Here is a 23,167-nt window from a genome sequence, read left to right as displayed (position 1 = left end):
GGAACCGATATGAACAACGCTATGCATCACTATCAAATCCTCTCGCGCCTGCTGCTGTACCCGGAGCCCGAGCTGATCGCGCACCTGCCGCAACTGGAGGCCGCGCTGGCGGCCGTGCCGGAGCAGCACGCGCTGTTGCGGCCTTTGCTGGCGCACCTGGAAAGCAGCAGCCTGATCGACCTGCAGCAGCAGTACGTGGCCACCTTCGACCGCAATCCCTCGCACTCGCTGCACCTGTTCGAGCATATCCACGGCGAATCGCGCGACCGGGGCCAGGCCATGGTCGACCTGATGGAGGAATACAAGCGCCACGGCCTGCAGATGGTGGGCGACGACTTGCCCGACTTCGTGCCCCTGTTCCTGGAGTTTTTGGCGCAGCTCGACGAGGCAGTCTCGGCGCCGCTGCTGGGCGACGCCGTCCACGTGCTGGCGCACATCGGCCGCAAGCTGACGGCCAACGGCAGCCCGTATGCGCCCGTCTTCACCGTGCTCGAACGCCTGAGCCCCGTGGCGGCCGAAATGCTGGCCGAACCGCCGGTGCGCGACATGGATGAAGCGCTGGAAACCTTCGGTCCCGGTGCGGATGGCGTCGAGCCCTTGCTGCGTCAAGCCCCGGGCGGCGTCCATCCCGTGCATTTTCACCCGCAGCCGCGCCGCGCCGCTTGAAGCGCGTCCGCATGAGGAGAGTACATCATGAGTAATTATTTGCATCAATTTGTGTATGGCATTTATCCATACATCGCGCTGGCCATCTTTTTTCTCGGCAGCCTGATCCGTTTCGACCGCGAGCAATACACGTGGAAGTCCGATTCCAGCCAGCTGCTGCACCGCGGCAGCCTGCGTTTGGGCAATATCCTGTTCCACATCGGCATCATCGGCCTGCTGTTCGGCCATGCGGCCGGCTTGCTGACCCCAGTCTGGGTGTGGGATACCTTGGGCGTGTCGCATAGCCTGAAGCAGGGCGTGGCCATGGCGGCCGGCGGCGTGATGGGCGGCCTGTGCCTGGCCGGCATCCTGATCCTGCTGGCGCGCCGCTTCGGCAATGCACGGCTGCGCGCCGTCACCACGCCCGGCGACAAGCTGGTGATGGTGTGGATTTTGCTGACCTTGCTGCTGGGCCTGTCCTCGATCTTCGTCTCGGCGTCGCACATGGATGGCCACATGATGGTCTTGCTGATGAACTGGGCGCAGCACATCGTCACCTTCCGCGGCGACGCCGCCAGCTTCATCGTCGATGCGCCGCTGGTGTTCAAGCTGCACCTGTTCATGGGCATGTCGCTGTTCGTCATCTTCCCGTTCACCCGTCTGGTGCACGTGTGGAGCGGCTTTGGCGCAGTCGCTTATCTGGGACGCACTTGGCAACTGGTTCGTCGCCGTTAAGAAAGGAGTCATATCATGGGAATCTCCGTCAATGGCATCGATATCGACGATGCCGACATCGCGCAGGAACTGCCGCATCACGACGGTGCCGGCAATCCGCTGAAACAGGCCGTGCATGAACTGGTGCTGCGCCGGCTGCTGCTGGACGAGGCCGAACGCCTCGGCGTGCAGGGCGGCAGCGATGACGACCGCATCGAGGCGCTGTTCGCGCAGGAAGTGCGCGTGCCGCCCGCCGACGATGCGGCTTGCCGCACCTTTTATGCACAGCGCCCGCAGCTGTTTCGCAGCGGGGCGCTGGTCGAGGCGCGCCACATCCTGTTTCAGGTGACGCCGGAGGCGCCTTTGGAGCTGCTGCGCACGACGGCGCAAGCCGTGCTCGATGCCCTGAAACTGGCGCCCGAGCGCTTCGCCGAACTGGCGGCGCAGTATTCGAACTGTCCGTCCGGCGCCCTGGGCGGTAGCCTGGGCCAGCTGTCGCCGGGCCAGAGCGTGCCGGAATTCGACGCCCTCGTGTTCCGCCTGGAGGCAGGCGCGCTGGCCGGCCATTTGCTGGAAACGCGCTTCGGCTACCACATCGTGCAGGTGCTGCGCCGGGTCGAAGGCCAGGCCATCCCGTACGAAGCGGTGCAGGCGCAGATCGCCGACCGCCTGGCGCGGGCGGCGTGGCAGCGCGCCGTGCACCAGTATCTGCACCTGCTCGTGGGGCGCGCGGACATCGCCGGTATCGAGCTCGAAGGCACTGCCAGCCCGCTGGTTCAGTAAGTAGAAATGCGTAGCTAAAAAGGCGTAGGCCGCTAGGCCTTCTGGGGCACAGCCAGATCGTGCCCCAGCCTTTACAATCACGGAAGAATCAGGAGTAGCGTCATGGGTAGCGTCAAGTTGCAGGACCGTTTTGGCCGTTCGATCGATTATGTGCGGCTGTCCGTCACCGACCGCTGCGATTTGCGCTGCGGTTATTGCATGCCCAAGGGATTTCGCGGCTTCGAGGAGCCGAAGGACTGGCTGACGTTCGACGAGATCGAGCGCCTGCTGGGCATTTTCGTGCGCCTCGGAACGCGCCGCGTGCGGCTGACGGGCGGCGAGCCGCTGTTGCGGCGTAACCTGCCGCAGCTGGCGCAAAGGCTGTCCGCGCTGCCCGGTCTGGACGACCTGTCGCTGTCGACCAACGCCACCCAACTGGGCAAGCATGCCGTGGCCTTGCGCGCGGCCGGCGTGGACCGCATCAACGTCAGCCTCGATTCGCTCGACCGCGCCTGCATGCAGCAGATCACGGGGCGCGACAGCCTTCAGCCCATTCTGGATGGCCTGATGGCGGGCAAGGCGGCCGGTTTCGACCCGATCAAGATCAATATGGTGGCCATGCGCGGCGTCAATGACGGCCAGATCGAGGCCATGGCGGCCTTCTGCATCGAGCAGCAGTTCATCCTGCGCCTGATCGAAGCCATGCCGATGGGCAGCACGGGCCGCAATGCCAGCTACATGCCGCTGGGTCCCGTGCGCGAACGCCTGGCGGCCCGCTTCGGCCTGGTGCCGCAGGCGATGGAACTGGGGGGAGGGCCGGCGCGCTACATGGCGACCCCCGACGGACGCTCGAGCATCGGCTTCATTACGCCCATGTCGCAGCATTTTTGCGCCACCTGCAACCGCGTGCGCCTGTCCGTCGATGGTACCCTGTACCTGTGCCTGGGACAGGAAGAGAAATTCGCGTTTGGCCCCATGCTGCGCGGCGGGGCCACGGATGCGCAGATCGAGGCGGCGATCCGCGCCGCCATCGAACTGAAGCCGCAGCAGCATGATTTCAATACGCAGCCCGATAAAATTATCAGGTTCATGGCGCAGACGGGCGGCTGAGTGGAGGTGTCACTGCTGGGGTCAGACCCGCCGGGTCTGACCCCGGATCTTTGCCTGTGGGTGGAGTGATGTCGCTGACTTGACTGCATAGAGGCCACAAACAGGCATTCATTAGGGGTAGTATGAAATTCAAGGCGATGTTTTCTTCCTGGCAGAAGCTGTCGACCAAGATCGTCGGCGCGCTGCTGCTCATGCTGGTGCTGGCCTTGAGCGCCATCGGCTGCACCCTGTTTTTGTCGTGGCAGCTCGAAGGCAGTTCGGCCGCCATCAACGAGACGGGCCGGCTGCGCATGCAGACCTACCGCCTGACCCTGCTGCTTGCCAGCGACGCCCGCGAGCAGGCGCGCCAGCAAGTGCTGCTGATCGACGAGACCCTGGCCAAGATCGGCCACGGCGACCCGCAGCGTCCCCTGTTCCTGCCCCCCAGCACGGCTATCAAGTCCGAATTCGAACGCATCGGCGTCGCCTGGCGCAGTGCCTTGCGTCCGGCCGCCCTGGCCGCCGATTCCATTGTGCGCGCGCGCCAGTTCGAGCATGACGCCGACACCTTCGTGGGACAGGTGGACCAGCTGGTGCGCCTGATCGAGCACGACAGCGAACAGCGCACCTTCTGGCTGCGCGCCTCGCAGCTGATCCTCGTCGGCATGGCCGTCATCGGCACGGTCAGCATGATTTACCTGATGTTCATGCTCATCATCGAACCGGTGACGCGGCTGCGCCTGGGCATGCAGCGCATGAAGGAGCGCGACTTCAGCGTGCGCCTGGCCGTCGAGAGCAATGACGAATTTGGCCAGCTGGCCAGCGGCTTCAACCAGATGGCCGACCGCCTGCAGGCGCTGTACGGCAACCTGGAAGAGGGCGTGCGCAGCAAGACGGCCACGCTCGAATACCGCAACCGCGAGCTGGCGCTGCTGTATGAAAGCGCCGCCTTTTTGCAGCGCCCGCAGCCGCTGGAAGACATCTGCGGCGGTTTCATGCAGCGCATCGTCGATTATTTCGAGGCCGACGGCTCCACCGTGCGCGTGCTCGACGCCGAGCGGGGCAACCTGCACATGGTGGTGCATACGGGCCTGTCCGAAGAACTGGTGGCGTCCGAGCATTGCCTGAAGGTGGGCGACTGCCTGTGCGGCACGGCCGTCGAGATGAAGGTGGCGAAAGTGCACGACATGCGGCGCATCGACAAGGCGCACGAGCTGCGCTGCCACCGCGAGGGCTTTGCCACCGTCTCCGTTTTCCATATCCACGCGCACGAACAGCACCTGGGCTTTTTCAACCTGCATTTCCGCCATGCGCGCGTGTTTTCCGCGCGCGAGCTGGCCTTGCTGGAAACCCTGGGCCAGCTGCTGGGCATCGCGCTGGAAAACCTGCGCCTGGCCGCGCGCGAACGCGAGATGGCCATTTCCGAAGAGCGCAACCTGGTGGCGCAGGGTCTGCACGACAGCATCGCGCAAAGCCTCAACTTCCTCAACCTGCAGGTGCAGATGCTCGACGACTCCGTGCGCAATGCGCGTTTCGACGAGGTGGCGGGCATCGTGCCGGCCCTGCACGCGGGCGTGAAGGAAAGCTACGAGGACGTGCGCGAACTGCTGGCCAATTTCCGCAGCCGCCTGATGGAAGATGACCTGATCGGCTCCCTGCGCGCGGCGCTCGAGAAATTCCGCCGCCAGACGGGCATCGACGCCGAGCTGCTGGCCGACGTCGACGGCGCGCCATTCCCCCGCGAGCAGCAATTGCAGTTATTATTCATCGTGCAGGAAGCGCTGTCGAACATCCGCAAGCACGCGCAGGCCAGCCACGTCGAGGTGCGTCTCGCCGATCACCAGGATTTTACGCTGACGATCAGCGACAATGGCGTCGGCTTCGACGCTGCCGCCGTGCTGGAAAAGGGCGACAGCCATGTCGGCATCCATATCATGCGCGAGCGCGCGCAGCGCATCGACGCCACGTTCGACGTGCATGCCTGCCCCGGTGGCGGCACGACCGTCGAACTGCATTTGTCGCGCGAGCAGCGCCGCGCCGCCTAAGCCACTATCTGAAAGTATAAAAAAATGGAGACTCCCGATAAACCGATCACCGTCATGCTGGTGGACGACCACGCGCTGTTCCGCAGCGGCATACGCTCGCTGCTGCAGCGCCATACGGATTTTTCCGTCGTCGGCGAGGCGGCCGATGGCGTGGAAGGCATCAAGCGCGCCATCCAGCTGCAGCCCGACGTGGTGCTGCTGGACCTGAACATGGCCGGCATGTCCGGCGTGGAAGCGCTGCAGCTGATGCAGCACGACTGCCCCGATACGGCCATCGTCATGCTGACCGTGTCGGAAGACGCAGAAGACCTGGCCACGGCCCTGCGCGCGGGCGCCTGCGGCTATTTGATCAAGAATATCGACGCCGACTACCTGGTGCGCGCCATCCGCCGCGCGGCGGCCGGCGAAGTCGTCATCGCCGAAGCGATGACGGGCAAGCTGGTGGCGCAGCTGCAGGCGGGCACGCGGCGCGAGGAACCCGTGTCGGAACTCGACAAGCTCACCCCGCGCGAAAAGGAAATCATCGACTGCCTGTCGCGCGGCGAGAGCAACAAGGGCATCGCCCGCACCCTGGACCTAGCCGAAAGCACGGTCAAGATCCACGTGCAGAACGTGCTGAAAAAACTCAACCTCACGAGCCGCGTGCAGGCGGCCGTGTACGCGGTCGAGCACCGCCAGGGCAAGTAGCCCGAGTCGGGGTCGGACCCGCCGGGTCAGACCCCATGGTGACTTCTCGCTATCTCTCTAGTCCTTTATGCCGATGGCGGCATCTGCGCTTTTAAAGTAGTATATTGAATATATCTTTAAAGGCGACTCCATCATGGCCATCACCCCGATCAGCGAACCTTCTCCACCTTCCACGACAGCAGGCGCCGCTCCCTGGCATGCCGGCCACGCCGTCTGGCAACTGGGCTTCCGCCCGTTCTACCTGCTGGCGGCCGTGTTTGCGGCCATCGCCATTCCCCTGTGGCTGGCCAGCTATGCGGGCCTGCTGCCGGGCGGTCTGCAGGTGGGTCTGGGATGGCACATGCATGAAATGGTGTTCGGCTTCGCGCTGGCCGTCGTCGTCGGTTTCCTCTATACGGCGGGGCGCAACTGGACGGGCTTGCCCACGCCGCACGGTGCGCAGCTGATGGCGCTGGCGGGGCTGTGGCTGGCGGGACGCGTGGCCATGCTGTGCGGTCCCGGCCTGCTGCCGGCGCTGGTCGACTGGCTGTTCCTGCCGCTGGCCGCCTGGCCCCTGTACCAGGTGCTGCGCCGCTCGGGCAATACGCGCAATCTGTTCCTCGTCGGTCTGCTGGCCTTGCTGGCGCTGGCCAATGCCCTGTTCCACGCGGCCGTGCTGGGCGCTCTGCCGCTGTCGCTGTTTGTGCCCGTGCAGGCGGCCATCTTCATCATCGTGCTGATCGAATCGGTGATCGGCGCGCGCGTCATTCCCATGTTTACCCGCAATGGCGCACCTGGCAGCACGCCGGTGGCCAGCCCGAAACGCGCGCTGGTCGCCGTGGCCTGCATGGCGGCGGCCGCGATCGCGTGGCTGGCCGGCGCGCCCGCCTGGCTGACGGCGCCGCTGGCCTTGTGCGCGGCAGGCGTATCGCTGGCCAATTTGCTGGCCTGGCAGCCGCAGCGCACGGTGCGCGTGCCGCTGCTGTGGATTTTGCACCTGTCTTACGCGTGGATCGGCATCGGCTTTGCGCTGCTGGCGGCCGCCAGCCTGGGTCTGCTGCCGGCCAGCGCCGCCTTGCACGCGCTGACGGTGGGATCGATGGCGGGCCTGATCATCGGCATGATGACGCGCACCACCCTGGGCCACACGGGACGTGCGCTCAAGGGCGGCAGGGCGGAAGCGGCGATGTACTGGCTGATCCAGCTTGGCGCGCTGGCGCGCCTGCTGGCCGCCGTCGGTCCCGCCGCGCTGTCCATGCCGCTGCTGCTGGCCGCCGGCGCGTGCTGGTCGCTGGCCTTTGGCCTGTATGCGTGCGTGTATGCGCCTTATTTGTGGCGCGCCAGGGTGGATGGCCGCGAAGGCTAGCCTGGCGTCAGAACGGGCGCCAGGCCAGCAGTTTCCTGATTTCCGGCGCCCAGTAGGACAGCGATTCGCCCACGACGAATAGCAGCATGCCCAGCATGAAGGCTCTCAACAGCAAATCCCTGCACCAGATCATGGTGTCTCCTAAATTTTCATATTGGCAAGTCTATCATTGGCATGCGCTGCCATGTTGCGTTTCTGGCATGGCCGGCTGGCCGGGCGCCGGCGTCTGTACCGTGAATGCGGCGACGGCATCGATGGCGTGCGCCAGCGCCTGTTCAAGGGCATCAAGCGCGGCTGACGCATCGCCGCCCGCGTGCAGCAGCTGTTCGGCCTGCTGGGCGGCTTGCAGGGTGGCGGGCAGGGCCAGGCTGCCTGCCACGCCGGCCAGCTTGTGCGCCAGCGCGGCGGCGTCGCCGCGTGCATTGGCCGCCAGCAGCGCGCGCATGGCGCCCACCGTGTTGCGGTAAGTGTTGCCGAAGTGCGACAGATGCTGGCGGTAGGGCGCTTCGTCGAGCCACTGCGCCATCCCTTGCGCCAGGTCGATCACGGGCGCCGCACCGCCTGCCCGCGAGGGCGCCGCCGCTTCGGTCGCTGCCGGCGGCAGGGCCGGCAGCCCTTGCGCATGGCGCCGGTGCGCGCTTGCGATCAGGGCGATGGTCTGCGGCACGTCGAACGGTTTGCTGATGAAATGGTTCACGCCCGCTTCCAGCGCCGCCGTGCGCTGTGTCCGGAACGCCCCGGCCGTCAGGGCCACCACGGGCAAGTCCTGGAACTGCGGCAGCTGGCGCAGCGCGCGCGTCGCCTGCAAGCCATCCATGACGGGCATCTGCACATCCATCAGCACGATGTCGACGTCGGACGGGTGGGCCAGCAGCCAGTCCAGCGCCTGCTGGCCATCGCAGGCGAACGAGGGCAGGGCGCCCTGGTCGCACAGGATATGGTTGACCACGTCGCGGTTGATGTCGCTGTCGTCAACCACCAGCACGCGCACGCCGGCCAGCACGCGTGCGCCCAGCGCTGCGTGGCCCGTGTCCAGGCCGGCCGCTTCAGCACGCCGCTGGCGCGCTTCCATCGTCGCGTTGTACAGGCTGGAAGCCGTCACCGGTTCGTTGAGGATGGCATCGGCCGGATTGGCCGGGTCCGTATGGCGGCGCGCGGGCGCTGTCGCCGGTGCGCCGCTGGCCGCCAGGATCACGATGGGGCAATCCTGCGGCGGCAGGTGCTCGCGCAGGGCGCGCGCCGTGGTTTCCCCGTCCATGTCCGGCATGCGCGCGGCCAGCACGATGACGCCGGGCCGCGCTTCCTCGGCGCAGGCGAGCGCATGCTCGAGCGCCGCCTGGCCGCCGGAGACGGCATGCACGCGCCAGCCCAGACCCTGCGCGACGGCGGCCACGGCGGCGCGCGAGTCGGCCTTGCCGTCGGCCAGCAAGACGCGCAAGCCTTGCATGTCGGGCGAGGACGGGGCGCTGGCGGGCATCAGCTGCAGCGGCACCGTGAAACTGAATGTGCTGCCCTGGCCCATGACGCTTGTCAGGCGCATGGCGCCGCCCATCAGACGCACCAGCTGGCGGCAGATGGTCAGGCCCAGGCCCGTGCCGCCGAAGCGGCGCGTGGTGGAGCTGTCGGCCTGGGCGAAGGCGGAAAAGATCGCCTCCTGCACCTCGGGCGCGATGCCGATGCCCGTGTCGCGCACGCTGAAACACAGCACCGCGGCGTCGCCGTCGCGGCTCTCCAGCGCGCTCGTCAGCTCGACCGCGCCTTGCGCGGTGAACTTGATGGCGTTGCTGGTCAGGTTGACCAGCACCTGTTCCAGCCGCAGCGCGTCGCCCATCACCTGCTCGACGCCATCGGGCAGCGGCCCGATGCGCACTTCGATCGGCTTGTCATGCGCGGCCACGCCCATGCTGACGGCGATCTTTTCGATCACGTCGGCCAGGCGGAACGGCGCCCGTTCGATGGTCATGTGGCCCGCCTCGATTTTCGATACGTCGAGCACGTCGTTGATGATGCCCAGCAGGGACTGGCCGGCGGCGCGGATCTTGCGCGCCATGAGCAGCGCTTCGCCATCGAGGCCGTCGCGTTCCAGCAGCCAGGCCATGCCGAGGATGGCGTTGAGCGGCGAGCGGATTTCATGGCTCATGTTGGCGAGGAATTCCGCCTTGCTGCGGTTGGCCGATTCGGCCGCGTCGCGCGCCAGCAGCATGGCCTCTTCGGCCTGCTTTTGCGTGGAAATATCCTGGGCAAAGATCAGGGTCGCCGGTCCATCCTTGAGCACCACGCGCGTGGTGGTCTTGTACATGGGCACGGGCAGGCCCTGCTTGCCCAGGCCGACGGCCTCGAACACCTGTTCGCTGGGCGAATCCGCCTCGATCAGCGCTTCATTGGCGGCCAGCGCCGCCAGCGATGGCGCGGAAATCATGGCGGACCAGGGCAGGCCGTTCAGATTGTCATCCGCCGTGTAGCCGTGCAGCCTGCGGTAGCGGGGATTCGAGTAGATGAAGCGGCCGTGGCGCAGGATGGCGATGGCCACGGGCGCGTCTTCGATCAGGGTGCGAAAGCGCGTTTCGCTGTCGGACACGGCTTGCATGGCCTGGCGCTCCGTTTCCTGCTCCGCATGCCAGGCGGCCTGCTGCCGGCGCCGCCGCTGGCTCCAGAACAGCAGGCTGGCCGCGGCCAGCGCCAGCACGGCAAAGGAAAGGACGTAGCCGAGCGCCTGGCGTTGCAGCGGGGCGGCGATGGCCGCTTCTTCGCGGCTCAGGCCGATGATGAGGGCGCGGTCCATGTGCAGGGCCGGCGGGGCGATGGTCGCCATGGCCATGACGCGGGGGGCGGCGGGGGCGCCGGCAATGTCGACGCCGCTCAGGACGCCCGCCTGATAGCCGCTGTCGCGAAAGCGCCGCAGGAAGCTGCCGGGGACGTCCATATTGGCGCCATTGGCAGTCCTGGCCGGGTAATTCAGGAACTGCCGGCCGTCGCCATGCAGCACCACGGCCCAGACGTCGGGCGCGTACATGGCGGTGCGGAACTTGGCCGTGAAGTATTCGGGGGCGAAGGTGGCCACCACCACGCCGGCAAAGCGGCCTTGCTTGTCCTGCACCATGCGCGACGCCGTGATGACCAGGTCGCCCTTGAAGGTATGGAAGGGCGCCGAGATGTACAGCATGCGCGCATCGGGGGCGTCGCGCGCCGTCTGGAAGTAGCCGCGGCGCGAAAAATCCTGGTCCGCCAGTTCCGCGATGTTGGTGGCGACCGGCTTGCCTTGCGCATCGATGACCAGCATGGTGCGCACGCCAGGCATGGCGTCGACCAGTGCGGCCAGGCGCCGGGGCAGCGCTTGCCCGGCGTCCGGTGCCGTGCCGGCGGCCAGATAGTCGCGGATCACGCCGCCCAGCACCAGGTTGGTTGCCTCCAGGTCGACTTCGATATTTTTTGCCAGCAGCGCCGTCAGAACGCTCAGGCGCTCGCGTTCGGCCGCGTCATGGCGCGTCGCCTCGGCCAGATGCGCATAGGCGAGGGCGGCAGCGACGATGAGCAGCCCGAGGAGCAAGAACAGCCATTCGATCCATTGTCTGCGCACCGCCGCCGCATCTGTGTGATAAGTCATGTGGCGATGCTATACCCGATATGGATTGAGAACAACTTTTGCGCACAACTATGCATGTGATAGTGTGGCCAATTTGCCCCCAAGGGACAGGGGCAGGTGCAGGCGGAAGACGGCGCCCTGGCCCGGCGCGGATGCCACGCCGATGCTGCCGCCCATCAGCACGGCGAGCTGGCGCGCGATGGCCAGGCCCATGCCTGCGCCGTCATGGGCGCGGCTCGGCGAGTCGTCCGCCTGCGAGAATTTGTCGAAGATGACGCCCTGCTGCGCCTGCGCGATGCCGATACCCGTATCGCGCACTTCGATCTGCAGGTCCGCGCCGCTGTGCATGACGTGCACGTCGACCCGGCCCGCAGCCGTGTAGCGGATGGCGTTATCGAGCAGGATATCGAGCACGCGCACGAGGCGCACGCGGTCGCAATCGATGCTCGGCGGCGTGGCGGGCGCCACGTGCGCGGCCAGCTGCAAGCCCTTGTGGGCCGCGCGCGGCCGGTGCGGCGCCAGCGCCAGTTCCAGCAGCTGGTCCAATGGCGCGGCGCTGGACTGCAGCCTTACCTGGTCCTGTTCGAGCGCGCTCAATTCCATCGCCGCCTCGACCATGGCCAGCAACTGGCGGCCGCTGTCCTGTATCGTTTGCGCGTAGGCGGCCTGTTCCGGCTGGCGCAGCTGCTCCAGCAGCAGCTCGGAAAAGCCGAGGATGCCGTTCAGGGGCGTGCGCAATTCATGCGACATGTTCGACAGGAAGCGCGACTTCGCCTCGCTGGCGGCGATGGCCCTGGCGCGGCTGTCGACCAGGCGGCCGATCAGCAGCACCAGCGCGGCCCACGACAGCACGATCAGGGCGCTCGTGATGGCCGCCATCAGCAAGGCCTGGTCGCGGCGCGAGACGTAGTCGGCCAATACCGTGTCGCGGTCCAGCCCGACCAGCATGTACAGCGGGTAGCCGGCCAGTTTTTCGAACGCGTAAAAGCGCAGGACGCCGTCGACGGGACTGCGTTCGGTGAAGCCGCCCCGCGTTTTACCTTGCATCAGAGAAAATACCTTGCTGCCGCCGATATCCTGGCCGATGGTGTCGACGGTGCCGACCCGGCGCGCGCGCACCACGCCGTCGTTGCCGACCAGTTCGGTGGAGCTGTTGTCGCCCAGGTCGACTTCGTCGTACAGGCGGGTAAAGTAATACGGGTCCATCGAGACCACCACCACGCCCTTGAAGCGGCCATCGGCATGGTTGATGCGGCGCGTCATCTGGATCGACCATTTTTTCGACACCCGGCCCAGCACCGGCTTGCTGATATACAGTTCGCCGCTGTCGCGCTGCATGTGTACCCGGATGTGCTCTCGGTCGGCCAGGTTGGTGGGCTGGAAAGGGCGGCTCGACAGCACCGTGTCGCCCTGTTCGTCGACGATGGTAAACAGGTTGTACAGGGGGCCGGGATTGAGGCCTTGCCGCAGATCGGCCACGATGTCGAGGCGGCTGCCCAGCGCCTGGTAGCGGCTGCGCAAATACGTGACCGCCTGATCCGCCGCCTCGATCGTGCGGATTGCGTGTTCGTCAAAGACGCGCGCCATGCTGCGCGCATCGCGCCCGGCGCCGGCGACGGCGGCGTCGTAGGCGTGCCGCAGTTGCAGCATGGTGATGCCCCACAAGCCCGCCAGCAGCACGGCCATGAAGAGCGACAGCAGGGTGCGCGTATCCCAACGCTCCCAACGCTCCCAGGCCATGGCCTTCCAGTATCTGTGCTGCCGCATGCCGCCTCCGCAAGGTCCGCCGCCAGTTGTGCCGTTGTGCGAGGATGCCCGGCGTCGCTGGCGCGTCGTTTTATCAATTATAGCGAATATAATTGATTTTAACGATTAAAATGATTTTTTTGCGGGGAAAGTGTTGTATTGTGCGCGGCCCGGGCGGCTAAGTAATCCTCGGGAAATTATTGTGAATTTATGACGAACAGAACCGGATGCTGTGCAAGGCGCCTGCAGTGACGCAGTGCGAGCACTGCTAGCTGCGGGCAACACAGCACAGCGCCGGTTATGGAAGTCAGAAATTACAATAATTTATTGGGGGTTACTTCGCGTATCGCCGCCTGGCGCGTCAGCCAGCGGTCGACCATTTCGCGCAGCTGGGCGGCCGTAAACGGCTTGGACAGATAATCGTCCATGCCGGCCGCCATGCAGCGCTGCCGGTCGTCCTCGGTGACGCCGGCCGTGAGGGCGATGACGGGCAGGCGCGGCGCGCCGCTGGCCGCTTCGCGGGCGCGCAGGGCCCGGCACGCCTGGTAGCCGTCCATGACGGGCATCATGCAGTCCATCAGGACCAGGTCGTACTGCTGCTCGGCCAGCGCCTGCAAGCCCAGCTCGCCGTTTTCCGCCGTGTCGATGCGGTAGCCGCGCGCGCCCAGCTGCAGGCACACCAGCTGGCGGTTCAGCGCCGTGTCCTCGACCAGCAGGATGCGCGCGCCCCCTTCCGATGCGGGAACGGGCGCGCAGGCGGCTGCGGATTCCGATGGCGCGGCTGTCTCCGGCTCCGGCTCCGGCGCCTGCGCCGGCATGCAGGGGATGCGCACGGTGAAGCGGGAACCGGCGCCGGGCGCGCTGCTGCAGAAAATCTCGCCGCCCAGCAGTGCCACCAGGTGCTTGCAGATGGTCAGGCCCAGCCCCGTGCCGCCATAGGCGCCGCTGATGCTGTCGTCGGCCTGGCAAAACGGCTCGAAGATGCGGCTCAGCTGCTGCCCCGTCATGCCGATGCCCTGGTCGCTGACCATGGCGACGAGGCAGGCGCTGGCGCCGTCCGGCGTGGCCGGTTCCAGGTGCAGGCGCACTGTCACCGTGCCGGAGGGCGTGAACTTGATGGCATTGCTGAGCAGGTTGCCGAGGATTTGCGCGAGGCGCGTGCGGTCCGAGCAGATCAGCGGCGGCACGCTGTTGCCGATTTCGCTGACCAGGAACAGCTGTTTGCTATCGGCCTGCGGGCGGTGCAGCGCCAGCACGTCGTCGAGCAGCAGGCGCGGGTCGAAGTCGCGCAGCTCGATGCCCATCTGGCCTGCCTCGACCTTGGACAGGTCGAGGATATCGTTCAGGATGCGCATCAGGTGCTGCACGCCATCGCCGATGCGCTGCGCATGCTGCCGCTGCGACGCATCGAGCGCGGTGTCCTGCAGCAGTTCGGCCATGCCGGCGATGCCCGCCATCGGCGTGCGGATCTCGTGGCTCATGACGGCCAGGAAGCGCGACTTGGCGGCATTCGCCGCTTCCGCGCGCGTTTGCAGCGCCAGCGCCATGGCCGCGTCGCGCTCCTGGCGCCGCAGCAGGGCCAGGATCAGCGCGATGGCCCCGGCCAGCACGAGCAGGCTGACCACGGCCGCCCCGCCCATGGTGCGCAGCATGCGCCGCCAGGCCGCCAGATACACCGCGTCCGTGACGGTCACGTTGACGGCCAGCGGATAGTCGCGCACCAGCCGGATGCCGGCCAGGCGGTCGACCGTGCGTCCCTGGTCGGCCGCGCGCGGCGTGTCCACCTGCAGCACGCCATCGCTCTTGCCCTGTTCCAGCAGGCGGTAGGTGCTGCCCGTCAGGTTGCGCTTGCCCATCATCTCGGGCACGGCCGGCCAGCGGGCCAGCAGCGTGTAGTCGCTGCGGTACAGGGAAAAGGCCGTGTGTTCGCCGATGCTGGTGCTCTGGAAGAATTTGCTGAAGAAGTCGCATGACAGGCCGACCAGCACCACGCCCAGGAAGCGGCCGTCCGGTCCGCTGATGCGCCGGCTGATATAGAAGGTCCAGGCGCCATTGCCCTTGTTTTGCACGGGCGCGCTGACGTGCATGCCGCCGTTCGGGTGGCGCCGGTGATACTCGAAGTAATCGCGCTCGCCGAGGCGGATGGACGGCGCGGGAAAGGCGCGGCTGAAGGCCAGCACGCTGGCGTCGCTGCCGACGATCGATACGACGTCCACTTGCGGCACGCCGCCGATCTTGTGCCGCAGCGTCTGGTGCATGGCCTGGGTACCGACGGCGGCGGCCAGCGCCTGCGCGTCCGCAGGGGCGGCGGCCTCGATCTCGTTGCTGACGCTGTCGAGCACCAAACGGGCCGCCGTCATGCTCTGCGCCGTGTTTTCCGCCAGCAGCAGCGACAGGTTCGACAGGTCCTGTTTCCAGTCATCGACGGCTTCGCGGTGCAGCAGCACGCCGGAGACGGCGATGCGCAGCGCCAGCAGGCCCACCAGCACCAGGCCCACGACGGTCGTCATGGTGCGCGGCCGGTAGCGGTGCACCAGGCGCAGGACGGCCTGGCGCGCGTTCATTCCTGCGCGCCCGTGTATTCAAGCATGCTGCGGCGAACCTCCTGCTCCACCGCGCCGAGCAGCGCCGCCGTTTCGGTCAGCCAGTCCGCTGCCGCCGCACCTTGATGGCGCACCAGCTGCTCGAGCGCCGCCAGGCGCGCCACCAGGGCGCTGGCGCCCAGCAGGGCCACGGTGCCGCGCAAGGTATGGCAGCTATGCACGATGGCTTGCGCCGCACCGCCGCGCACGGCCTGCTCGACGCGCGCAAACATGGCCGGCGACGTGTCGAGGTAGGTCTGCGACAGGGCGCGGAACATCTCCAGGTCGTGGCCGGTGGCGTGGAACAGCACGGCAGGATCGATGTGGCGATAGGCTGGCATGACGGCTCCGTGGCGAGGGGAAAGCGGTGGCGGGAAGGTGACGCGCTAGGCGGCCAGGCTGTTGCGCCGCGCATGGCCGGCGCAGCAGGCGCGCAGATAGCCGCGCAGTTCGTCGTAATTGACGGGCTTGGCAAAGAACACCACGCCGGGCGGCACGCCGCCCCGTTCTCCCAGCTCTTCCTGCGTCAGGCTCGACAGCATGGCGATGTGCATGTCCGCCAGCAGCGGGTCGGCCAGGATGGTACGGATCACTTCGTAGCCGTCGATGCCTTCCATGACGATGTCGGCCAGCAGGATGTCGGGCTGGTCGCGGGCGATTTCCATCAGCGCCTGGTAGCCGTTCTCGCAAAAGCGCAAGTCCGCCTGCAAGCCCCATGAACCGATCTGTTTTTCATACAGCGCGCGTTCGATGGGATTGTCCTCGATCACGAGGATGGACGGTGGACGGCCCGATGGGACGGGGCGGTTGGCCCGTGCCGCGCGCTGGTCCTGGCCCGGCTGGCCGGGATTGCCCTTGTAGGCTTCGACGGCCGCGAGGGGAATGCGCCGGTGGCCGCCCTTGGTCTTCCAGGCTTCGATCACGCCGGCCTCGACCAGTTGCTGCACCGAGGTGACCGAGATGCCGAGGATTTCAGCGGCCTTTTGGGTAGTGCAAACGTCTGCAGTGTGCATGATGGGCTTTATGGTCGCGGATGTAGTTGAAAGGAATGATACGCAATCGGGCTCAAAAAATCAATTTCAACGAATTATATGAATTCACTAAAAACCTCGCGTGCGGCGGGCCGGACTCGCGTGCGCGTGCGGCAGGGGGCAATATGCGTCTGCGGTTCCAGGAGATCGCGCCGCTCGCTGCACTCGGCGCTGCTGTGGCGTAGCAGGGTTTCCATGTCGTTTCTGTCCAGGCCCAGTACCCGCGCGGCGGCCAGGACCGGTCCGCGCGGCCCCGCGCCGTTGCGCAATATCAGGTCGGCGAAGCCGCTGGCCAGCTTCAGCAGCCAGGCCAGGTCCGTCATGTGCCCGGCCCGCCCGAAGCCGGGCGGCGCGGCATGGCAGCGCACGGCGTCGCACAGGATGTCCGGCATGCCCCAGCCCCGCATGAGCATGGCCGACAACGCCAGCTGGTGGCGGCCGAAGCGCTGCGACTCCGCGCACAGCAGCCGGGCCCTGGCGCCATTGCCGTACTGGCCCAGCAGTTCCCCATATTCCTGCGGATGCCAGGTGGCCAGGGCCAGCTGGCCGCAGTTGGCCAGCAAGCCGCAACTGTACAGCTCATCGGCCGGCGCCAGCTGCAGCGCGTCGCCGGCCACGCGGGCGGCGCACGCCATGGCCAGCGCGTGCGACCAGTAGCGCTGTGCGTCGAAGTGCGCGCACGTGGCCGCAGGCAGGGCCGGTGCGGCGAACGCCTGGCGCAGGGCGGGCAGGCCGATCGCGGCCAGCATCGCCGCGCTGACCGCCGCATGCGTGCGCTCGCCCGGCGGTACGCCCGCATTCGCCAGGCCGATGACCTTGCCCGTCAGGGCGGGATCGCAGCCCAGTTGTTCCGCCAGTTCATCGAGCGATACCTGCTGCTCGCACAAGTTTGCCAGCCAGTGGCAACGCCCGGCGGGTGAAGGCAGGATGGCGCCGCCGGGCAGGTGCGCCAGGTCGATATGCGCGCTCATGGCCGGCTCCCGACGCCGCTGCGGTCATCGGCTTGCGCCGCGCCCGCCGTCTGCAGGACCGTGACGGCCTGCGACAGCGCGTCGAGCGCCATCAGCAGTTCCGCATGCAGGCGGCGCAGCGCGCCGATATCGTTGGAAAAGCCCGCGTGCACGGCCTGGCGCGCCAGCGCCTGCAGCGGGAGCAGACCCATGGACTGGCTGCCGTCGAGGATTTCCTGCGCCAGCACGCGCGCCGGCGCGGTCCGTTCGCAGCGCAGCGCATGGGCGATGCCGGCCAGGCGGTCGCGCGTCTCGGCCACGAACAGGGCCAGAATCTCGCCCTGCAGGCGCCGGTCGTAGCCGAACATGGCGTCCAGGCGGGCCGCGTCGAACGGCGGCGTGTCCGGCGCCCTGGACGCTGGTGGTGGCGGTGTGCTGTCCGCCACCTTGGCCGGCGGGACCATTTTGCGCATCTGCAACAGTGCATGCAGATCGGCCGGTGCCGCGCGGCCGGCCTGACGCCCGCGGGTACGGCGCCAGAGCAGGGCGGCCAGCAGCAACACCAGGCCGGCCAGGGCCAGCGCCGTGCGCATCAGCGACAGGTCTTCGCAGCGAAGGAAGGGGTGAATGGTGAAGAGGGTGTTCATGACCGTGCTCCAATGAATGCTATCTAGGCAAGTGATGCTGCGGGATGGCGGGCCTAAAAGACGTCCCAGTCGCCCGCGTCGGCGGTGGCCGGTGCCGCGGCTCTGGCCTGGCCTGCGGGCCGCGTGGCGACCAGCTTGAGCGCCGCCTTGTGCTGTGCGGGCCGCCGCGCGGCTGGCGCTTGCGGCGCCGGGCCGGCCTGTCCTGGCGCCAGCTTGAAGGCGCCCACCACGCCAGCCAGCCTGGCCGCCTGCTCCTGCAGCGATTGCGATGCGGCCGCCGCTTCCTCGACCAGGGCCGCATTCTGCTGCGTGGCTTCATCCATCTGCGTGACGGCGCGGTTGATTTCCTCGATGCCCGTGCTTTGTTCCGCGCTGGCGGCCGAGATTTCGCTGACGATGTCGGTCACGCCGCGTGCCGTGTCGACCACTTCCGTCATGGCCGCGCCGGCCTGCCGCACCAGCTTGCCGCCTTGTTCGACCTGTTCCACGGAATCGCCGATCAGTACCTTGATTTCCTTGGCGGCGGCCGCCGAACGGTGCGCCAGGTTGCGCACTTCCGTGGCCACGACGGCAAAGCCGCGCCCCTGTTCCCCGGCGCGTGCCGCTTCCACGGCCGCATTCAGGGCCAGGATATTGGTCTGGAAGGCGATGCCGTCGATGACGCTGATGATGTCGGCGATCTTGTTGGACGAGCTGTCGATCGCTTCCATGGTGCGTATCACGTCGTCCATGACTGCTCCGCCCCGCTGCGCCTTGTCCGAGGCGCTGACGGCCATTTGCTTGGCCTGGCGGGCGTTGTCCGCGTTTTGCCGCACGGTGGCCGTCAGTTCTTCCATGGCCGAGGCGGTTTCTTCCAGCGAGCCGGCCTGCTGCTCCGTGCGCGCCGACAGGTCCAGGTTGCCGGCCGCGATCTGGCCCGATGCCGTGCCGATGCTGTCCGTGCCGGAACGCACTTCGGCCACGATGCGTACCAGGCTCGCGCTCATGTCCGCCATGGCCTTCATCAGCTGGCCCACCTCGTCGTTTGACGCGGTGTTCACTTGCACGCTGAGGTCACCGCCCGCGATGGTGCGGGCCACGTCGATGGCGCCGGCCAGCGAAGCGGCGATGCGCCGCGCCAGCAGCAGACCCATGCCGGCCACCAGCGCCGTCACGGCCAGGGCCAGGCCGATGGAAATCCAGCGCGCGCTGGCAGCGGCGGCGGCGCCATGGGCCGCGCCCTTGGCGGACACGTTTTCGTTGTAGCGGTGGTGGGCGGCGAGGGCGTCGACCAGTTCCTTGATGATGGGCTGGTTTTCCATCAGCAAGTCGCGTGCCGCGTCCACTTCGCCCGCCTTCGACAGCGCCAGCACCTTGTCGCGCACCGTGTCGTAGCGCGCCAGCACGGCACGGTCGGCAGCCAGCAGCGCGCGGTCCTGCTCGTCGGTGACATCGTCTTTTTCATACTGGTCGAGTGCCTTGCCCACCGCCGCGCGCGCTTCCCTGATGCCCGCTTCGAGCTTGTCGCGCCCGGCCGCATCCTTGCTGGCCATGTGCTGCCAGACGGCCGTGCGCATCTGCGCGAACGGCACGAAAGCCTGGTTCAATGTCAGCAGGCTGGGCACCGTGTTGACGGTGGCATAGCTGGCCGCCGTGTACACGCGGTCCATCTGGTAGATGCCAAAACCCGCCAGAGCGGCCAGTCCGAGGACGACGGAAAGAATCAATGCGTACAGTCGTTTAGCGATGGTCATGATGGGCGCCGCTCCAGTGAAGTGAAATGCAAGAAAAAGTGGTTGGTTTCGCTGTTTTTTTCATTCTACGATAAAAATTCGTTTTATTCGAGAAATTTGTTGTTAATTTATTTTATTCAATGATTTTCATCAAAATCGTACTGCTGTAGCTGGCTCGACGGTCAGCTCGTGTATAAAAAGCCACACGGCACGCGGCGCCCGTTCTCGCGTGTGGCACGCTTTGCCGATTGGTGAAAAAATGCAATTTGCTTGATTGCAATCAAATACGGTGCGCAATCGCGTGCCGCCGACTGACTCTTGTAAAGGAGCATCATGACTGCCTCTGCCCGGCCTGGACCCTTGCTTGTCATCACCGCAGTCATCTTCATCTTGCTGGGCCTGGCGCTTGCCGGCGGCGGCGCCTGCCTCGTCAGCCTCGGCGGTTCCTGGTATTACGTGGTGGCCGGCATCGGCATGCTGATCGCGGGCGCGCTCGTGTGGAAGGGGCGGCGCAGCGCCCAGCTTTTCCTGGCCCTGCTGCTGTTCGCCACCCTGGTCTGGTCCGTCATCGAAGTGAAGTTCGACTGGTGGCAATTGCTGCCGCGTCTCGATATCTGGTTCGCCGCCGCCGTCTGGCTGCTGCTGCCGTTCGTCGACCGCCGCCTCGATCCGCCCTTGACGGCCGGGGCGAAACCGCGCGACGCGGGCAAGAGCGCCCTGACGGCGGCCGTGGTGCTGACGGCCGCCGTGGGCGTGTTCTCGCTGTTCCAGGATTACTACACCCTGCACGGCGAAGTGCCGGCCGAGAACATGGCGGCCGCGCCGCAAGGCGATTTCGCGCCGGGCGTGGCGCCCAACGACTGGGCCGCGTACGGTCGCTCCGGCTATGGCGACCGCTATGCGCCGGCCGCGCAGATCACGCCGGCCAACGCTGCGCAGCTGAAACAGGCGTGGGTGTACCACACGGGCGACTTCAAGGGGCCGAACGACCCGGGCGAGATCGCCAACGAAGTCACGCCGCTGAAAGTGAACGGCATGCTGTACCTGTGCACGCCGCATAACATCGTCATCGCGCTCGATCCGGACACGGGCAAGGAGCTGTGGCGCCACGATCCGAAGATCAACCGCGACGCGTCCAGCTACCAGCACATGATCTGCCGCGGCGTGGCCTATTGGGACGTCAACGCGGGCCGCGCCAAGGGCGACCCTGCGCCCGAGGCGGCCGGCATGGAGTGTCCGCGCCGCATCTTCGCGCCCACCATGGATGCGACCCTGATCGCCGTCAATGCCGATACGGGCGCAGCGTGCAAAAGCTTTGGCGAAAACGGCGTGATCGGCCTGTATCACGGCATGGGCATGAAGAAGCGGGGCTTCTTGATGCCGACCTCGCCGCCGGCCGTGGCGCAGAACGTGGTGGTGATGGCCGCCAGCGTGACCGATAATTTTTCCACGGAAGAGCCATCGGGCGTGATCCGCGGCTACGATCCCGTCACCGGCAAGCTGATGTGGAACTGGGATGCCTCGAACCCCGACGACACGGCGCCGATCGCCGATGGCAAGACCTACACCAACAACTCGCCCAATTCCTGGGGCGTCTCCAGCGTCGATGAAAAGCTGGGCATGGTGTACATCCCGATGGGCAATGAAACGCCCGACACGTGGGGCGGCAACCGCAATCCGCATGGCGAGAAATACAATAGCGCCATCGTCGCGCTCGATCTTGCCACCGGGAGAGTACGCTGGGTCTACCAGACCGTGCACCACGATATCTGGGACATGGATATCGGCGGCCAGCCTACGCTGGTCGACATCGACACGCCGAAAGGCAAGGTGCCGTCCGTGGTGGCGACCACCAAGCGGGGCGACATCTATGTGATCGACCGGCGCGACGGCAGCCTGGTCGTGCCGGCGCCGGAAAAACCCGTGCCGACGGCCAACGCGGCCCCTGGCGACAAGCTGTCGCCCACGCAGCCGTTCTCGGCATTGACGTTCCTGCCCGAGAAGCACATCAGCGAAACGGATATGTGGGGCACGACGCCGTTCGACCAGCTGGCGTGCCGCATCATCTTCCGCCAGCACCGCTATGAAGGGCCGTTCACGCCGCAAACGGTGGCCGAAGGCAAGATCAAGGGCGCCATCATTTCGCCTGGCCCGCTGGGCATCTTCGAGTGGGGCGGGGCGGCCGTCGATCCCGTGCGCCAGCTGCTGCTGGTCAATCCCGATTACATGGGCTTCCTCGAGCGCCTGGTGCCGCGCGCGCAAGCCAATGCGCCGGGCGGCACGGGCACGGAAATGGGCTTGCAGCCGCAGACGGGCGTGCCGTTTGCCGTGGAAATCAAGCCCTTCCTGTCGCCGCTGGGCTTCCCGTGCCAGGCGCCGCCGTGGGGCTATATCGCCGCCGTCGACCTGCGCACCATGAAAAAAGTGTGGATGCACAAAAACGGCACCACGCGCGACAGCGCCCCCGTGCCCATCGCCTTGCCGCTGGGCGTGCCCAGCCTGGGCGGCATCAGCACGACGGGCGGCGGCGTGGCTTTCCTCAGCAGCACGCTCGACTATTACATCCGCGGCTACGACGTGCGCAACGGCAAAACCGTATGGAAAGCCCGCTTGCCGGCCGGCGGCCAGGCCACGCCGATGAGTTATGTCTCCGACAAGACGGGCAAGCAGTACGTGGTGGTGATGGCCGGCGGCCACGGTTCGCTGGGCACGAAGATGGGCGACAGCCTGGTGGCGTTTGCCTTGCCGGATGAGGCCGTGAAGGAGGCGGGGAAAGGGAAGTAATTAAGTTCGCTGCGGTGCCGCCACTGCTGGTGGCAGCGCAGCATAATTAATTGCCGGGCTGGCGAGTTTTTAAAGTTGCATGTTGCTTATAATAATGTCGTTTGTTAGACTCGGGACCGGACTCATATCGCCTATCCTGTGACTTATTCAATGAACACGACGACCTTTTCGGTAATGACAGCAGTACTACTTTCCATTGGCGCTTGTTCTCCTAAAGCACCGAATGCCGAACTCGACGCGGCGAATAAAAAGATCGCCACGCTGGAAGCCGAGCTGGCGGTTGAAAAGGCAAAAAATACTTCAGTTCCCGTAGCCGCGGCCTCTGCGCCAGCGGCAAGTGCCGCCGCCGACATGGCCGTGACGGGAAAGCAGTGGAATTATGATGTGAACGAAGACAAGATGGATGGCGGCACGACTTATTTTGCCAACGTGTATAGCACCAATGCCGTCAATTTTGACTTCCCCTACAGCGGATTGCAAAACGCCAAATTGACTTTGCGGGCAGGATACCGTCAAGGTAAAGATGTGATCTTTTCGATCAGAAAGGGGCAGATATTATGCCCCTCCTATCAGGATTGCACGGTGCTGGTGAGATTTGATGATGAAAAGCCCGTCAATTATTCCGCGGCGGCGCCTGCTGATAATAGTTCAGATACGATTTTCTTCCGCAATTATGAGAAATTCCTGGGGAAACTGCAAAAAGCGAAAAGAGTACGCATTGCCGTGGATATTTTTCAGGAAGGCGCACCTGTATTTGAATTTGATGTCAGCGGATTTGATCGTCAACAATATCAGCCCAAGCGAGCAAAAGCATTGGGTACTTAAGCAATACCGCGAAAATGCTG

General features: G+C 66.1%; 18 protein-coding genes. 9 read left to right on the top strand and 9 right to left on the bottom strand.

Features of this window, described 5'->3' with window-relative positions; all coding sequences use genetic code 11:
* Positions 1 to 9: 9 nt before the first annotated feature.
* The 7 genes from narJ to OX462_RS15280 all read left to right on the top strand — a co-directional run bounded on the left by narJ (position 10) and on the right by OX462_RS15280 (position 7,287).
* The gene (gene narJ, locus OX462_RS15310; RefSeq protein ID WP_070313635.1) at positions 10 to 666 is read left to right on the top strand and encodes a nitrate reductase molybdenum cofactor assembly chaperone; all 657 of its coding nucleotides are present in this window, start codon (positions 10 to 12) and stop codon (positions 664 to 666) included.
* 27 nt (positions 667 to 693) lie between these two features.
* Complete coding sequence (gene narI / locus OX462_RS15305; RefSeq protein WP_070313636.1) at positions 694 to 1,380, top strand: respiratory nitrate reductase subunit gamma; 687 nt, start codon at positions 694 to 696, stop codon at positions 1,378 to 1,380.
* A gap of 15 nt (positions 1,381 to 1,395) precedes the next feature.
* The gene (locus tag OX462_RS15300) at positions 1,396 to 2,142 is read left to right on the top strand and encodes a peptidylprolyl isomerase (protein WP_070223614.1); all 747 of its coding nucleotides are present in this window, start codon (positions 1,396 to 1,398) and stop codon (positions 2,140 to 2,142) included.
* Positions 2,143 to 2,244: 102 nt separating this feature from the next.
* Positions 2,245 to 3,231: a GTP 3',8-cyclase MoaA gene (moaA, locus tag OX462_RS15295; protein ID WP_070313637.1), complete on the top strand. Its 987-nt coding sequence runs from the start codon at positions 2,245 to 2,247 to the stop codon at positions 3,229 to 3,231.
* Between the two features lie 137 nt (positions 3,232 to 3,368).
* Positions 3,369 to 5,255 (top strand): type IV pili methyl-accepting chemotaxis transducer N-terminal domain-containing protein, encoded by a 1,887-nt coding sequence (locus OX462_RS15290; protein WP_343216094.1) that lies wholly within the window; start codon positions 3,369 to 3,371, stop codon positions 5,253 to 5,255.
* A 24-nt stretch (positions 5,256 to 5,279) separates the two neighbouring features.
* Positions 5,280 to 5,942, top strand: coding sequence for a response regulator (locus tag OX462_RS15285; RefSeq protein ID WP_034781594.1), 663 nt, complete (start codon positions 5,280 to 5,282; stop codon positions 5,940 to 5,942).
* A 133-nt stretch (positions 5,943 to 6,075) separates the two neighbouring features.
* The gene (locus OX462_RS15280) at positions 6,076 to 7,287 is read left to right on the top strand and encodes an NnrS family protein (RefSeq protein ID WP_121669283.1); all 1,212 of its coding nucleotides are present in this window, start codon (positions 6,076 to 6,078) and stop codon (positions 7,285 to 7,287) included.
* Positions 7,288 to 7,294: 7 nt separating this feature from the next.
* Here OX462_RS15280 and OX462_RS15275 read toward each other — a convergent pair whose 3' ends face one another.
* The 9 genes from OX462_RS15275 to OX462_RS15235 form a co-directional block, all read right to left on the bottom strand.
* Positions 7,295 to 7,420: a hypothetical protein gene (locus OX462_RS15275; RefSeq protein ID WP_256267366.1), complete on the bottom strand. Its 126-nt coding sequence runs from the start codon at positions 7,418 to 7,420 to the stop codon at positions 7,295 to 7,297.
* A 33-nt stretch (positions 7,421 to 7,453) separates the two neighbouring features.
* The gene (locus OX462_RS15270) at positions 7,454 to 10,891 is read right to left on the bottom strand and encodes a response regulator (RefSeq protein ID WP_409026463.1); all 3,438 of its coding nucleotides are present in this window, start codon (positions 10,889 to 10,891) and stop codon (positions 7,454 to 7,456) included.
* A gap of 48 nt (positions 10,892 to 10,939) precedes the next feature.
* Entirely contained in the window at positions 10,940 to 12,637 is a 1,698-nt protein-coding gene (locus tag OX462_RS15265) for a sensor histidine kinase (protein WP_227741960.1), read from the bottom strand.
* 293 nt (positions 12,638 to 12,930) lie between these two features.
* The gene (locus OX462_RS15260) at positions 12,931 to 15,180 is read right to left on the bottom strand and encodes a hybrid sensor histidine kinase/response regulator (protein WP_409026462.1); all 2,250 of its coding nucleotides are present in this window, start codon (positions 15,178 to 15,180) and stop codon (positions 12,931 to 12,933) included.
* A complete protein-coding gene (locus OX462_RS15255) occupies positions 15,177 to 15,539 on the bottom strand; it encodes an Hpt domain-containing protein (RefSeq protein ID WP_070223602.1) in 363 nt (120 codons plus the stop codon). Before OX462_RS15255 ends, OX462_RS15260 begins: the two co-directional genes overlap by 4 nt.
* Positions 15,540 to 15,584: 45 nt before the next feature.
* The gene (locus tag OX462_RS15250; RefSeq protein WP_070223600.1) at positions 15,585 to 16,211 is read right to left on the bottom strand and encodes a response regulator; all 627 of its coding nucleotides are present in this window, start codon (positions 16,209 to 16,211) and stop codon (positions 15,585 to 15,587) included.
* Between the two features lie 74 nt (positions 16,212 to 16,285).
* The gene (locus tag OX462_RS15245) at positions 16,286 to 17,200 is read right to left on the bottom strand and encodes an HDOD domain-containing protein (protein WP_070313640.1); all 915 of its coding nucleotides are present in this window, start codon (positions 17,198 to 17,200) and stop codon (positions 16,286 to 16,288) included.
* Entirely contained in the window at positions 17,197 to 17,826 is a 630-nt protein-coding gene (locus OX462_RS15240; RefSeq protein WP_070313641.1) for an Hpt domain-containing protein, read from the bottom strand. Before OX462_RS15240 ends, OX462_RS15245 begins: the two co-directional genes overlap by 4 nt.
* 53 nt (positions 17,827 to 17,879) lie before the next feature.
* Positions 17,880 to 19,559, bottom strand: a complete 1,680-nt coding sequence (locus tag OX462_RS15235) for a methyl-accepting chemotaxis protein (protein ID WP_409026461.1) — start codon at positions 19,557 to 19,559, stop codon at positions 17,880 to 17,882.
* A 312-nt stretch (positions 19,560 to 19,871) separates the two neighbouring features.
* On the opposite strand from OX462_RS15235, the gene OX462_RS15230 reads away from it, so the two are divergent.
* Both OX462_RS15230 and OX462_RS15225 read left to right on the top strand, forming a co-directional pair.
* Entirely contained in the window at positions 19,872 to 22,322 is a 2,451-nt protein-coding gene (locus tag OX462_RS15230) for a membrane-bound PQQ-dependent dehydrogenase, glucose/quinate/shikimate family (protein ID WP_409026460.1), read from the top strand.
* Between the two features lie 150 nt (positions 22,323 to 22,472).
* Positions 22,473 to 23,147: a hypothetical protein gene (locus OX462_RS15225; protein ID WP_139142895.1), complete on the top strand. Its 675-nt coding sequence runs from the start codon at positions 22,473 to 22,475 to the stop codon at positions 23,145 to 23,147.
* Positions 23,148 to 23,167 lie beyond the last annotated feature (20 nt).

It is taken from the genome of Janthinobacterium aestuarii, from assembly GCF_046113285.1.
Lineage (GTDB): Bacteria > Pseudomonadota > Gammaproteobacteria > Burkholderiales > Burkholderiaceae_D > Janthinobacterium.
Note: the sequence above shows the minus strand (reverse complement) of the source record. Positions and strands in the feature narration are given on the sequence as shown.